General features: G+C 44.1%; 12 protein-coding genes. 10 read left to right on the top strand and 2 right to left on the bottom strand.

The window, feature by feature from the left end; translation table 11 throughout:
* The first annotated feature begins 365 nt into the window (after window positions 1-365).
* The 4 genes from M3197_RS12585 to M3197_RS12570 all read left to right on the top strand — a co-directional run bounded on the left by M3197_RS12585 (window position 366) and on the right by M3197_RS12570 (window position 5084).
* Complete coding sequence (locus tag M3197_RS12585; RefSeq protein WP_251661934.1) at window positions 366-818, top strand: OsmC family protein; 453 nt, start codon at window positions 366-368, stop codon at window positions 816-818.
* A gap of 125 nt (window positions 819-943) precedes the next feature.
* On the top strand, window positions 944-1843 hold the full coding sequence (locus tag M3197_RS12580) for an acetamidase/formamidase family protein (protein WP_251662085.1): 900 nt from the start codon (window positions 944-946) through the stop codon (window positions 1841-1843).
* A 135-nt stretch (window positions 1844-1978) separates the two neighbouring features.
* A complete protein-coding gene (locus M3197_RS12575) occupies window positions 1979-4579 on the top strand; it encodes a DEAD/DEAH box helicase family protein (RefSeq protein WP_251661933.1) in 2601 nt (866 codons plus the stop codon).
* Window positions 4580-4640: 61 nt separating this feature from the next.
* Window positions 4641-5084 (top strand): small multi-drug export protein, encoded by a 444-nt coding sequence (locus tag M3197_RS12570; RefSeq protein ID WP_251661932.1) that lies wholly within the window; start codon window positions 4641-4643, stop codon window positions 5082-5084.
* On the opposite strand, the gene M3197_RS12565 is transcribed toward M3197_RS12570, so the two are convergent.
* The gene (locus tag M3197_RS12565) at window positions 5074-5514 is read right to left on the bottom strand and encodes a hypothetical protein (protein ID WP_251661931.1); all 441 of its coding nucleotides are present in this window, start codon (window positions 5512-5514) and stop codon (window positions 5074-5076) included. The two genes, M3197_RS12570 and M3197_RS12565, sit on opposite strands and share 11 nt — an antisense overlap.
* Before the next feature lie 428 nt (window positions 5515-5942).
* Here M3197_RS12565 and metK point away from each other — a divergent pair, with 428 nt between their 5' ends.
* Genes metK through speB form a run of 5 tightly spaced genes read left to right on the top strand, consistent with a single transcriptional unit; the run spans window position 5943 to window position 10755 of the window.
* Window positions 5943-7127: a methionine adenosyltransferase gene (gene metK, locus M3197_RS12560; RefSeq protein ID WP_251662084.1), complete on the top strand. Its 1185-nt coding sequence runs from the start codon at window positions 5943-5945 to the stop codon at window positions 7125-7127.
* Window positions 7127-8617, top strand: coding sequence for an aminotransferase class I/II-fold pyridoxal phosphate-dependent enzyme (locus tag M3197_RS12555; RefSeq protein WP_251661930.1), 1491 nt, complete (start codon window positions 7127-7129; stop codon window positions 8615-8617). Before metK ends, M3197_RS12555 begins: the two co-directional genes overlap by 1 nt.
* A gap of 2 nt (window positions 8618-8619) precedes the next feature.
* Window positions 8620-9054 carry an adenosylmethionine decarboxylase gene (speD, locus tag M3197_RS12550; protein ID WP_251661929.1) on the top strand — a complete coding sequence of 145 codons (435 nt, stop codon included), beginning with the start codon at window positions 8620-8622 and terminating at the stop codon, window positions 9052-9054.
* Window positions 9051-9905 (top strand): polyamine aminopropyltransferase, encoded by an 855-nt coding sequence (gene speE / locus M3197_RS12545; RefSeq protein ID WP_251661928.1) that lies wholly within the window; start codon window positions 9051-9053, stop codon window positions 9903-9905. The genes speD and speE overlap by 4 nt, the downstream gene beginning before the upstream one ends.
* Window positions 9889-10755: an agmatinase gene (speB, locus tag M3197_RS12540; RefSeq protein ID WP_285851354.1), complete on the top strand. Its 867-nt coding sequence runs from the start codon at window positions 9889-9891 to the stop codon at window positions 10753-10755. The genes speE and speB overlap by 17 nt, the downstream gene beginning before the upstream one ends.
* 58 nt (window positions 10756-10813) lie before the next feature.
* Here speB and M3197_RS12535 read toward each other — a convergent pair whose 3' ends face one another.
* Window positions 10814-12046: an MFS transporter gene (locus tag M3197_RS12535; RefSeq protein WP_251661927.1), complete on the bottom strand. Its 1233-nt coding sequence runs from the start codon at window positions 12044-12046 to the stop codon at window positions 10814-10816.
* 418 nt (window positions 12047-12464) lie between these two features.
* Between M3197_RS12535 and M3197_RS12530 the strand changes: the two genes are divergently transcribed.
* Window positions 12465-13529, top strand: a complete 1065-nt coding sequence (locus M3197_RS12530; protein ID WP_251661926.1) for a permease — start codon at window positions 12465-12467, stop codon at window positions 13527-13529.
* Window positions 13530-13769 lie beyond the last annotated feature (240 nt).

Genomic DNA, 13769 nt, shown 5'->3' with positions numbered 1-13769 from the left:
CACTTGGGTTAAGAGATTAATTGGAGGCGCTTCGCTTGTTTTAGAAAGGTCTAACGCGCTGAGAGAGATCAATCCACGTTGTCCGACAAGCCGAGTGGTTTCTCCGACACTCAATCGTGTTTCTCCATCACTATGAGAGATTTCTCCGACACTCAGCGAAGTTTCTCGATAACGGGACACAATTCACCTGATTTAAGAGATTAATTGGGTGCGCTTCGCTTGTTTAGTGCGTGGCGTGTGACTCAGAAGATGTGCAAACAAAAGTTTGGGTGGCGGAATAATGCATGCACAGCACAAAGTGGATTACTAGCAAGTACAATAGGGTAGTACAAACAAATATGACTGTAGAAGAAGAGGTGGAAGAGATGGCAGAACATGAATTTCATTTGAAAGCGTTTTGGCCAGGCGGCCGGAATAGTGAAGGGTACATTGAAGCTGGAAATCTTCAAACTAAAATATCAATTCCTTCTGCAATGGAAGGTCCAAATGTTGGGACGAATCCCGATGAAATGTTACTCGGTGCAGCCGCTACGTGCTATATTATTACACTGGCAGCGATGATTGAGCGGACACACTTGCCGCTCGAAAACATGTCTCTTGAATCTATCGGATTTGTCGATGTGACTAGGGGAGTCTTCACCTATAAAAAGATTATTCATAAGCCAACAGTTTCATTAAAATCAGAAGCGAGTGCCACAGATTTTGAAAAGCTGAATGTACTACTAGTAGAAGCAGAAAGAAACTGCATGATATCCAAAGCGATTAAAGGTAATGTAGACGTGGAAGTTGAACCTATCGTATCTAAATCACAAGTATAACTGGCAAGATAGGGATGTTTCCTATCTTGTTTTTTATTTAGATGCATCTAATATTATTCGCAATCTTTGAAAAGTCTTGCTAGAATAGATGAAACTTAACGGAAGGATGATGAATAGTGACCAAAATGTTGTCGTGCCAGGATGTCATCTATGCATTCAGTAAAACACATCCACCAGTAGAGAGAATCGAATCAGGAACAACGATTGAAATTGAAACGTATGATTGTTATAAAAACCAGATCCAATCAGCTGATACGAAAATAAGTGGGATCGACTGGGATGCCATCAATCCTGCAACGGGACCAATTTTCGTGAATGGGGCTGCGCCTGGAGATGTGCTGAAAGTGACCATTCAAAAGCTCAACATTGGCAACCAAGGTGTTATGGTTACCGGACCTGATCTTGGCGTGATGGGGCACCGTCTGACGTACCGGGAATCGAAAATCATTCCAATTGAAAATGGTGTTGCTAAATTCAACGAACGACTGTCCATTCCGTTAAACCCAATGATTGGTGTCATTGGTGTTGCGCCTGAAGGAGAACCGATTTCGTGCGAAATACCGGGGACTCATGGTGGCAATATGGACACGCAGTTGATCACTGAAGGAGCAGTATTGTACTTTCCTGTGTATGCCGAAGGTGCGCTATTTGCACTAGGAGATTTCCATGCAGCAATGGGAGATGGAGAAGTTGGCGTTTCTGGAATTGAAGTGCCTGGAAGTGCTGTCGTTACGCTGGATGTTATTAAAGACACGTCACTCAATCACCCCTTACTTGAAAATGAAAAAGGATTTACATTCCTTGTCTCGGCTAACACATTGGACGAAGCAGTAAAAATCGCAGTCGAGGAGACAGCAGACTTATTGGTAGCCAGGACAAAACTCAGTTTGGCGGAAGTCACGATGCTGTTGAGCGCTGTTGGGCAAGTTCAAGTGAGTCAAGTCGTAGACCCACTTGTAACGGTTCGATTCTTTGTTCCGCGTTATGTATTAGAGACATATGGGGCTCCACTATTAAGCATATAGGTAGTTTAGGGGACCAGCTTCTGTAGGCAGGAAGCTGGTTCTCCTTATGCAACAGACGGTTGATAACTGAAACTTTATGCAACTACATCCCGTATAGCAGTTATAGAAAGTTTGATGAGTGGAGGAGGTATAGCATTGACTATATTTAACAAAGACATCGTGTTTTGCCATCCTTGGAGATCTTATCAGGCGCGGATTCTTTCGGACTTGGATCATCATTTGAAAAACAGGCATCTCCACTTAGTCGCACCGCCTGGATCAGGAAAAACGGTTCTGGGTCTGGAAGTGATGCTTAGATTAGATGAACCCACACTCATTGTTGCACCAACACTTGCAATCCGAAATCAGTGGATAGAACGATTTGTGGAGTCATTTTTGCACGGGACTCACCAACCTGACTGGATTTCAACAGATGTTCGAAACCCGGCTACAGTAACGGTGACGACATACCAAACTTTACATAGTGTGTTAAAAGGGGAAGACCTAGAAGTCTTCTTTGCAGAATTCGACGCTGTAAACTTCAAAACGATTATTTTGGACGAAGCTCATCACTTGCGGACGTCATGGTGGCAAAGTGCGATGATGTTCCGTGATCGTCTGGAAGAACCGAACATCGTTGCTCTTACAGCAACGCCACCATACGATGTTGGGCAAAGAGAATGGAACAACTACATACAGCTTTGCGGTCCGATTGATGAAGAAATCTACGTACCGGAACTTATTCGTGAGGGGGATCTATGTCCGCATCAGGACTATGTTTATGCATCTGTTCCCTCATCGGAAGAAGCAGGAATGATTGCACAGTTCCATCGATCGGTGGATGCGTTAGTAGTACATCTTTTATCCAATCAAGAGTTCCTTGAGTTGTTGGAAGGACACCCATGGATTCAGACGCCAGAAGAATGCATGGATGAGTTGCTTGGAAGTCCTGCATATTACTCGAGCTTGCTGTTGTTTCTAAGAAATGCAGGAAGTGAAGGGTGGCAGATGGGACTCGAAATTATCGGAGGGGATGAAAAGAATATACCCGAGTTTTCACTCGTATGGCTTGAAGAATTATTGAATGGTCTTCTGTATAAGGATTCATATTACGATGGTGATCATCCTGTTTTGAAGCCGATCCGACTGGAATTATCCAGAATTGGTGCGATTGAACGGCGAACGGTATCTCTTCGTTCTAGCCATGCCATCCAGCAAACTCTTGTCAAGAGCGTGACAAAACTAAAAAGTATCGAAGAGATTGTTTCGTTTGAGACAGGGCAGTTAGGATCATCTCTACGACAAGTGATCTTGACAGATTACATCCATAAAGAGGACCTTCCGACAAAAGTAGATGATGAAAAAACCCTCGTACGTCTAGGGGTTGCACCTATTTTTGAAAGACTGCGCAGAAAATTTGGATCAGACACACGTCTAGGTGTCTTGACGGGTTCGCTCATCATTATTCCAGCCACTGCATGGCCGACACTTGCTGAACTTGCTCTGAACACTGGGGTGGAGCTTTCTTCAGTACCATTAGTGCAGGATGATGAATATTTACAGATTGACGTAGCTTCTAATCGACAAAAAGTAACATCCTTAATGACAGAAGTGTTTACTAGAGGTGAAATCCAAGTGCTAATCGGTACAGCAGCACTTCTTGGTGAAGGTTGGGATGCACCTGCCATCAATTCACTTGTCATTGCATCGACGGTAGGAAGTTATATGTTAAGCAACCAAATGAGAGGGCGTGCCATACGGACTCAAACAGGAAATCCAGATAAAACTGCTGCTATCTGGCATTTAGTATGTATTCAACCAGTCATGGAAGCAGGAGGGCCAGACCAGATTGCCCTTGAGCGCCGATTCCAATCGTTAATAGGATTGGATGCTGAACTTCCTCGAATTTCATCGGGCATCGAGAGACTCCATTTGACGAAGAACCTGGATTCCGGGAGCCTAGTGGAGTTGCAAAATCAAACGACACTTCAGCGAGCTATGAATCGGACCTCATTGCGGAAAAGATGGCAGCAAGCGGTAGGAAATGCAGAACGTGGAGAACGGAAAGAAGAACTAGTTACAGAACGGAAGAGAGTCCCGAAACCTTTCGTCTACGCAGGGACTGTCAAGTCTCTTGTTATTGTTGGAGCAGCGGTGTTTTTTGAAACTGCTCGAGAAATTATGGGGCCAATCCCTTTCAATATATCGAAAGAACGGTTGCTGATCGCGTTTCTAGTCGGCATGGTATTAGCTTCTCCGTATCTTTGGAAATCAGGGAAAGCAATGATCCGCCATCGTTCTCTGGAACGCAGTATAATTCAAGCAGCAACTGCGGTCTACGAGACACTGTTTCATGCTGGTTTACTATCAATTCCACTGACAGAAAATCGTATTCGTACAGAGGGAGGAGAATCGGTATCCTGCAGTTTAGATCAGGGAACGATTCACGAACAGACGACTTTCCTCAAAGCGATGCAAGAGCTGCTTGACCCGATTGAGAATCCGAGGTATTTGTTAGTACGCAAGTCAAAACTTCTTTTCATCCATCGACGTGACTTCCATTCAGTTCCTGAGGAAATTGGTCGTAAAAAAGAATATGCCGAGTATTTCTTGAAAGAATGGAATCATCATGTGGATCACGCAAGCTTGACTTACACACGAACTCCTGAAGGTCGGAAAGAATTGCTGGTTGCGAGACTTGCTGCAATGTCAGCTATTTTCCTAGACAAATCAGAGCGGATGAGTGTGTGGAGGTAGAGGAACCCTACAAAAAATTGAATGATGAAAGCAAGGTCTTGTAAGTTAGGAAGGAGAAAATATGATTGAGTACATACTAGTATTTTTAGGGGCAGCAGTACCCGCGCTTGAAATTGCAATTGTCATTCCGGTCGGGATTGTCCGAGGATTGTCCCCGTTCTGGGTGATTTTTTTAGCGTTTGCGGGGAATATGTTGACTGTGCTCCTCCTGATCGTCCTATACCAGCGAATCGAACAATGGTATAGAAGTCGAAAAGGAGAATCTACTGAAGGGGAGTCCAAACGACAACTCAGAGGAAGAAAGATTATGGATAAATACGGAGTTGCCGGACTCGCATTGGCAGGGCCAATTCTCATTGGCACACACATCGCTGCCTTTTTTGCTCTTCTTTTTGGCGCCTCCAAACGGAAGACAATCATTTGGATGGCAATCAGTATTGCGTTATGGTCGCTAATTTTTGGAATCGTAACTGCAATGGGATTTACTTTTTTCGTTAAAGATTAAATAATTTAGAAACCAATGTAAGAACAGGAGCGATAATTACACCGTATACAAGAAAAATGGCCGCAAATGTCCCTAAAAGATAGAGTACCTTGTGTCTTTGATAGGCACTCACTTCGGGTGATTCAATCAGATGGAAGGAGCGCTTTTTGTGGCAGGATTCGCAGAAGAGTCGGTAAGTAACGTTTTTCCGTATTTCTGATTTGTTTAGGACAACTTTCTTCACTCTCGTTTCTTTCCTTTTGAACGAAATACCGAATGTCTCTGCGTACGGAATTGTTTTAGTATGTGGGCAGTTCACAGATTCGAACTCCAACTGAAGGCCATCGAACCAACTTTTTTGACGAAGGGTCTTCTTATACAAGATAATCCCTGCAATTCCTACAATGATTATGGTTAGTGGGAATGCGGAAATCATAAAAATTAATTTCACTAGATATTGACCACCTTTCAGACTGATTTGAATACCTTGTTTTCCAGTCTATCAATAATAGAATCATGATTCCAGAACTAGCCTAATTGGTCATATTACATATATAAATTTATAACACTATTTAACCATTTTAATTTTCATTCAATTAAATTTTGAAAATATATTGACAGGAAAAACACAATCCTATACTATTGTTTTCAGCATGAATAAAGTCATTCTTATTAGTAGCCGCGGAGACGAGGGGTCGACGATGCGGTGGCAAACCCATTCGAAAGATTTTTTTGGATAGGGCGCCCAACCTGAGCGCAGTTTCGTGATGGAACTGTGAACAATAAGAGGATAAGCAGCTGATGCAGATCGAAGCTTTCCTTAGGTTGTAGGAGAGCTTTTTTTGTGCTCCAAAACACATTTTTTGTAAGGAGCGGATTATATTGGTTGAAAAGATTTTATTTACTTCAGAGTCAGTATCAGAAGGGCATCCGGACAAAATTGCTGATCAAATTTCGGATGCAGTCTTAGATGCAGCACTTGCACAAGACCCATTTTCACGGGTAGCGTGTGAAGTGTTTACGACAACGAACACCGTAATCGTTGGTGGAGAGATCACAACAGGAGCGGTGTTGGATATAGAAAAGATCGCTCGACAAACGTTAGTTGACATAGGATATACGAACGATGAATTAGGAATCGATGGCTCTTCATGTAACGTGCAAGTACTAGTTCATACACAATCACCAGATATTGCAATGGGTGTTGACACATCTAGTGATACAAAAGAAATCGGTGCTGGAGACCAAGGCTTGATGTTCGGGTTTGCGACGGATGAAACAACAGGGTTCATGCCGTTGCCGATTGAATTGGCGCATGCGCTAGTGAAGAAAGCGTCTGTTCTACGGAAAAATGGACAGTTCCGTTGGGCACGTCCTGATATGAAATCACAAGTGACAATTGACTATACATCGAAAGAAACGCCGAAGATCGATACGATTTTAATGTCGATTCAGCATGACGGTGATTTTGACAAAGAATCATTCGAAGCGTACGTGAAAGAAGAAATTATCTTAAGCACAGTTAAGGAATTCAACTTGCAAGGGGAGTTCCGGGTGCTCATTAATCCGACAGGTCGATTTGTAACCGGCGGACCTCATGGAGACGCAGGATTAACAGGACGAAAAATCATCGTCGATACGTATGGTGGGGCAGCTCGTCATGGTGGCGGTGCGTTTTCTGGGAAAGACTGTACGAAAGTGGACCGTTCCGCGGCCTACGCAGCGCGATATGTCGCTAAAAATATTGTCGCTGCAGGGCTTGCTAAGAAATGTGAAATTCAGTTGTCCTATGCCATTGGTGTAAGCGAGCCAATTAGTATTGCAATCGATACGTTCGGAACAGGGACAGCTGCAGATGAACTATTGCTTCGTGCTGTCCGTAACGTATTCAATCTGACACCTGCAGGCATTATTGACATGCTCGATTTACGGACACCACGTTATCAAGCGACAGCTGCATATGGACATTTTGGACGTACGGAACTAGATTTACCGTGGGAGCGGACAGACAAAGTCGATGCATTAACGCAATCTGTATATGACACAGTCGGAGCCGGGTGCTGATGAACATCGTCAAAGAGACGACAGTTCCAACAAGAAACCTTCTCCAAACGGATGCTCCACTATTTGATGCACTCGTTCGATATGCGAATTCTGAAACAGTTTCGTTCGATGTACCGGGGCACAAAATGGGCACAATGAAAACCCCGTTTCGCGATGCAATCGGAGAGCAGGCACTCAAAATGGACGTCAATTCAATGGCGGAATTGGACTTGTTAAGCCATCCGAAATCGGTCATTAAAGAGGCACAAGAGTTAGCTGCACAAAGCTTCGGAGCTGATCATGCGTTTTTTCTAGTCAACGGCACAACTGTAGGCATCCACGCGATGATTCTCGCTACATGTAAACCAGGTGAGACACTTCTTGTGCCAAGAAACTGCCATAAGTCGGTCATTGACGGAATGATCTTAAGCGGAGTCATTCCTGCATTCATGCAACCGGAAGTGGATGATCATTTTGGAATTTCACATGGCGTTTCAGTTGAAAACGTCTCACAAGCATTACGTGAACATCCATCTGCCAAAGCATTGCTTATTACGTATCCTACGTATTTTGGAACGATGACCGATCTGAAGACGATTTGTGAATTAGCCCATAAATCAGACGTCATCGTATTGGTAGACGCTGCACACGGTGCACATTTAAAGGTTCTCGATGAAATGATTGATCCGATAGTAGCAGGTGCAGACCTTGTCACAACAAGTATGCATAAAACAGGTGGTTCACTTACACAGAGCTCACTATTGTTGCTCCAAGGCAATTGCATTTCTGCAGATAAAGTACGAAAAGTGACCGGCATGCTCCAAACAACGAGCGCTAACTACTTTCTTATGAGTTCATTAGACGCAGCTCGGAGAGAACTTGTGCTACACGGTGCAGATGCGTATCGACGACTGAAGCCGATTGTAGCTGAGGCAATTGAAGCAATCGAATCAGGAAAACATTATGAAGTGTTGAAAAGTGGAAATATCAACACTCGCTTTCTACAGTCACATGATTGGACAAAGTTAGTTATACGAGTGAATGGACTAGGGCGGACTGGTTTTGAAGTTTATTCACTATTAAAACAACGGTATGGCATTCAGATGGAGCTTGCTGAAGGGTACGTCGTCATGGCGATAATCACGCCGGCGGATACAGAAATATCAATCGGACGTCTTACAGCAGCTTTGCTAGATATAGAACGAACACACAAAAAATCGCACGTTCTCCACTCTGCATGGACAGTTGTGGATTCAGTCAATGAACTAGTGATGACACCACGAGACGCCTATTATGCAGAACAAGAGTCAATTGCGATTGATGATGCAATTGGTCGTATTAGTGCCGATACATTAATGATATATCCACCAGGGATTCCGTTGGTCATTCCAGGTGAACGGATTACATGTGAAGTGGTACAGCACTACACCTACTATGAACAAGAATTCGGAAGCGTGTTATCGGGGTCAAAACAAACAGGCAGTGTGACTGTCGTAAAAGGGGGATATTAACGATGAGTTTAGAATTATCGGCGCTAGGACGCCATGTGTTGATTGAATATTATGGGTGCCCGAGCGAAATTATAGAGAATAACAAAGTGATTGAGCAGTTCATGAAAGAGGCTGCAGATTACTCAGGAGCAACCATCGTAGAATCGGTGTTCCATCATTTTAATCCATACGGAGTATCTGGTGCTGTGATTATCGCGGAATCTCACCTGACGATTCACACATGGCCAGAATATGGTTTTGCTTCTGTAGATGTCTACACATGCGGAGATTCTGTTAGCCCTTGGAAAGCGGCGGATTATTTAGCTGAAAAACTTCAAGCGAAAAAAGTGGAGTCATTTGAAGTACCGCGCGGAATGGTAGAAAAAATTCGACAGTTTGCAGAAAAAGAGATTGAAGAAGTGACTGTGAAGCCAGTAATGGTAGGTGCGAACGTATGAGTTGGTATACAGAACAATGGAGCGAAGACTGCAAGTTTTCTATCGGATATGAAAAACACCTGCACAGTGAAAAGTCACCGTTCCAGCAGATTGATTTTTATGAAGGTAAGGAATTCGGTTCGTTTTTCACATTAGATGGGTTGATGATGGTCAATGAAAAAGACGAATTCATCTATCATGACATGATTGTTCACCCGGCATTTGCAACGAACCCAGATATTAAGAAAGTGCTCGTGATCGGTGGAGGAGACGGGGGGACTGCGCGTGAAGTCTTGCGCTACCCTGGAGTAGAAAAAGTCGTACTTGCTGAAATTGATGAGCAAGTGTTCCGTTTGTGCCAACAATATTTACCGATTACAGCAGCAGGTGTAGAAGAAGATTCTCGCATGGAGCTCGCTTTTGGTGACGGGCTTGCCTATGTCCAAAACGCACCGGACGCTTCGTTTGACTTGATTCTCGTTGACTCCACTGACCCAATCTCAGTAGGAGAAGGGTTGTTCACGACAGCATTCTATAAGGAATGCTATCGTGTGTTGAATGACAAAGGGATTTTGATCAACCAGCATGAGTCCCCTTATTTCTCCGAATATGCGGAGAACATGAAGAAGGCACGGACGAAGATAAAAGAAATTTTCCCTGTCGCACGGGTCTATCAATACCATATGCCGACGTATCCATCGGGTCACTGGCTATTCGGATTCGCTTCGAAGTCGCTCGATCCATTAAAGGATGCAGATGCAGACGTGTGGAACTCAATCGGTTTGAAGACGAAGTATTACAATACAGATCTTCATCACGGAGCTTTTGCATTACCGAGTTATGTAGTGGAGGCGCTTGATAGTGAAGAATAATGCATTGAGTACGAACGCATTCATCGGCTGTGAAACCGTGTACGAAGAAGCGGAAATCGTATTATTCGGTTCTCCATTTGACGGGACGACAAGTTTCAGACCTGGTACTCGTTTTGCCGGCCAAGCGATTCGTCCGGATTCCTATGGATTAGAAACGTATTCTCCTTATTTGGATAAAGACTTAGAAGATGCTCGCGTTTTCGACGGGGGAGATTTGGAATTACCTTTTGGAAATACGGAGCGTGTCCTTCAGGAAATTGGAATGTACAGCGGTCAAGTATTGGCAGATGGTAAGAAGTTTCTGATGATCGGTGGCGAGCATTTAGTGAGCTTGCCATCTATCCGAGCTGCTTATGACACGTTCCCAAATCTGCACGTAATCCATATTGATGCGCATACTGATTTGCGTGAAGACTATATGGGGGAACCGCTCTCGCATGCATCCGTCATCCGTCGCTGCCATGACTTCCTCGGTGACGGTCGGATTTTCCAGTTCGGCATCCGCTCTGGTTTAAAGAGCGAGTTTGACTGGGCAAGGACGCATACCCATTTGGAAAAGTTCACACTGGAGACATTACCAGAAGTAGTAAAATCATTGAAAGACGTTCCGGTGTATGTGACGATTGACCTGGATGTGTTGGATCCAGGGACGTTCCCTGGAACCGGTACCCCTGAGCCCGGCGGCATTACGTACCGAGAATTGCTAACGGCGATTGGACACCTTCAAACGCTTGAAAACATCGTTGCGGCGGACGTCGTAGAATTATCTCCACAATACGATCCGTCCGGTGCTTCGACAGCGGTTGCTTGTAAAACCATTCGTGAGATGCTACTGACGCTTGCAAAGTGATTTATATATAATAGAAGAAAGCCGTCCCGAGTGTTAAGGGACGGCTTTCGTTTTTGTATTAATTCAAGTCAACAGCAGGTGTACTGTTTGTAGATGGAGTCTCTTTTTTCGTGTGTGAAAGTGTCAACATGAAAATGAACGACACACAGAACAGGATTGCGAGGTAGATCATCGCGGCAGTCATATCATAGTGTTGTAAGATGTACCCGACTAGTATTGGTGAGAATCCACCGACAGCACGCCCGAAGTTGAAAATTGTATTCGTCGCAGTACTGCGGATTTCTACCGGATAGAAACTGCTAATCAAGGCACCATATCCTGCGAACATCCCGTTAGAGAAGAATCCGACGATTGCTCCGCCGATTAAAACACCAGCGCTGCCAGTTGCATAGCTGTAAAGGAACACGGCTATTGCCGACGCAATTAAGAAAAGGCCGTATGCTTTCTTCGCGCCAAGTCTGTCCATAATTTGTCCGAAGACGAGCATACCTGCAATCATCCCGACTGCTGTACTGATTGTCCAGAGAGCTGAGCTTGAAACGGAAAGTCCTTGAGATTGTTGCAACATCGATGGGAGCCAAATCATGAGTCCGTTATATCCTGCAATTTGAACAGTCGCCATCACTGCAAGTGTAAGAGTTGTGAAGGCAATCCGTGGAGAAGCGACAAGTAAACGAAGTTTCCCGGCATTCTCTTTTTTCTTTTCTGCTTTTTTTAATTTCTGAGATTCTAGCCACTCAGGAGATTCATCCAAATTACGGCGCACGATAAATGCGAAGATGACTGGGATGATTCCGACAAAGAACAAGGCTCTCCAACCGAAAGCAGGTAAAATGAGCGCGCTTAGCAAAGCTGCTAAGATTACACCGTATTGAGCCCCAACACTAACATAAGAAGATGCTCGACCTTGTTTGTTTTTTGGCCAAGCTTCAGCGACGAGGGCCATTCCGATTCCATATTCTCCACCTGCCCCAAGTCCAGCGAGGAAGCGGTAGATATAAACTTGTTCAATATTTGTAGCAAGTCCAGTAAGTGCTGTTCCAAGTGCAAAGAGCAAAATACTGTATGTGAACACTTTAACCCGTCCAAATTTATCTGCCATTATCCCGAAAAGCACGCCTCCTACGAGCATTCCAATATTCGTGACAGACGAGATCATACCTCCTGTTGCAAAGTCGATGCCAAAGTCCGCAATGATCATCGTCATTGCAAAGGAAATGAACATGATATCCATGCCTTCGAGAGTAAGACCAGCGACCGAAGCCACCACCGTTTTCTTTTGATAATTCATCGTAAGTTCCGCCTTCCTATTGTAGGGTGTTGCTCAACGTAAGAAGAATGGAACCGTTATTCACAGCGATTGCCATCCTCTTTTTGCGTCTCACAGAACGCTAATTAAAAGAGTGCGCAGTAACAAAATGTGCACAAAAATGCCCTCACCGTCTAAAGAGGACAGTAAGGGCAAAGTACAACAAATTACATGAGACGCAGCAGAGCCAGTCTCATAATCCGGTACCCTTTCCGGCCTCTCTGGACCGTGTTAAAGGAGCAATTTAATTGTTCTTATCCTACCAGAAGAAATTTAGTTGTACAAGATATTTTTACTGGAAACAGTAATGTTGGAGTTTTCGATAAATAATTTTAAAAGCATGAGGATGATATTAGTGATATAATTATTCAGTTGTTCATTTTTTACTGGAGGTTATATGATGAATAAGACAGAAGTACATCAACAAGGTCACTCTAAAAGAGTTCTTCTATATAGTGTAATCTTTTTAGCAATTGCTATCATTGGTCTTACTTACGTCAAATGGATGCCTTATTTGGACAAAAGCATCACTGCTTTTTCTACACATTCCATAGGGGATTCAATCTTAGGATCAAATCCTGGTAAAGCGGAATCCGCTTCTTTTGCAGGGGCATGGGATTATGCAGTGACGTATTTTGCTGCTGTATGGAAAGCAGCTGTCCTCGGAATTCTATTAGGCTCATTATTGCAAGTGCTTCTTCCGGCAACTTGGCTCATCCGTGTTCTTGGTAAAACGTCGTTTGCAAGTACAGCTACAGGCGGACTTGCCGCAGTACCTGGCATGATGTGCACGTGTTGCGCAGCGCCTGTAGCAGTAGGGCTCCGTAAAAAGAACGTGTCAGTTGGTGCGGCGCTCGCATTCTGGATTGGAAATCCGACGTTAAATCCAGCAGCGCTCGTTTTCATGACATTCGTGTTGTCCTGGAAATTCACGGCTCTACGGTTAGTGTTTGGTCTTATTTTGACGTTTGGTGTGAGTTATTTAGCAAACCGATTCGTGCCCGCCTTAAAACCATTGGATACGGAAAAACTACTGCAACAAGCTGTTGAAGAAGAACAAGGTTCGTTTCTTTCGCGCTGGCTGAAAAGCCTCGGTAAAATGACACTGTACATTTTGCCTGCTTACTTCCTATCTGTTTTGTTGATGGGTGCAGTGAAAGGGTGGTTATTCCCTCAATTGGGGGAAGCGACAGGTAGTTCAATTTTACTCTTGTTACTCGTTGCGATTGGTGGCATGCTATTCGTCATTCCGACAGCTGCAGAAATCCCAATTATCCAGACATTCATGGCATATGGTATGGGCGGAGGACCGGCAGCAGCGTTGTTGCTAACCTTGCCAGCAGTCAGTTTGCCGTCATTATTGCTCGTATCCAAGTCGTTCCCGAAACGGGTACTCGTCTTCGTCAGTGTATCTGTCGTTGTACTCGGCGTTGCTGCAGGAATTGTAGGGAATTATATACTGTGAAGCAAGAAGAACCGTATTCTTATAGGAAACGGTTCTTCTTTTGATGAACAACATAAATAAACCTCAATCATGCCCGTGCTCGCGGGGTATGATACACTCTTTTCAAAGACTAGTAGGAGCATTCCTGTTAGAAGCTTTTTCGGGGACTTGAATAGAAAAAGCCCTCTTGGTATGATGCGGGGTGTCAAATCTGCACGAATTGACCCCTAATTTGCATACCAAGGAGGACTCATCATGAAT

Source organism: Sporosarcina aquimarina, from assembly GCF_023715615.1.
GTDB classification, from domain to species: domain Bacteria; phylum Bacillota; class Bacilli; order Bacillales_A; family Planococcaceae; genus Sporosarcina; species Sporosarcina aquimarina_A.
The sequence above is the reverse complement of the archived record's forward strand: the minus strand, read 5'-3'. Positions and strand labels throughout refer to the sequence as shown.

What these genes read in the sequence shown, in the direction of transcription:
- M3197_RS12555 (WP_251661930.1), top strand. Translation starts at nt 7,127, where the DNA reads ATGAACATCGTCAAAGAGACGACAGTTCCAACAAGAAACCTTCTCCAA.
- M3197_RS12530 (WP_251661926.1), top strand. Translation starts at nt 12,465, where the DNA reads ATGAATAAGACAGAAGTACATCAACAAGGTCACTCTAAAAGAGTTCTT.
- M3197_RS12570 (WP_251661932.1), top strand. Translation starts at nt 4,641, where the DNA reads ATGATTGAGTACATACTAGTATTTTTAGGGGCAGCAGTACCCGCGCTT.
- speE (WP_251661928.1), top strand. Translation starts at nt 9,051, where the DNA reads ATGAGTTGGTATACAGAACAATGGAGCGAAGACTGCAAGTTTTCTATC.
- M3197_RS12585 (WP_251661934.1), top strand. Translation starts at nt 366, where the DNA reads ATGGCAGAACATGAATTTCATTTGAAAGCGTTTTGGCCAGGCGGCCGG.
- M3197_RS12580 (WP_251662085.1), top strand. Translation starts at nt 944, where the DNA reads ATGTTGTCGTGCCAGGATGTCATCTATGCATTCAGTAAAACACATCCA.
- speD (WP_251661929.1), top strand. Translation starts at nt 8,620, where the DNA reads ATGAGTTTAGAATTATCGGCGCTAGGACGCCATGTGTTGATTGAATAT.
- M3197_RS12535 (WP_251661927.1), bottom strand. Translation starts at nt 12,046, where the DNA reads ATGAATTATCAAAAGAAAACGGTGGTGGCTTCGGTCGCTGGTCTTACT.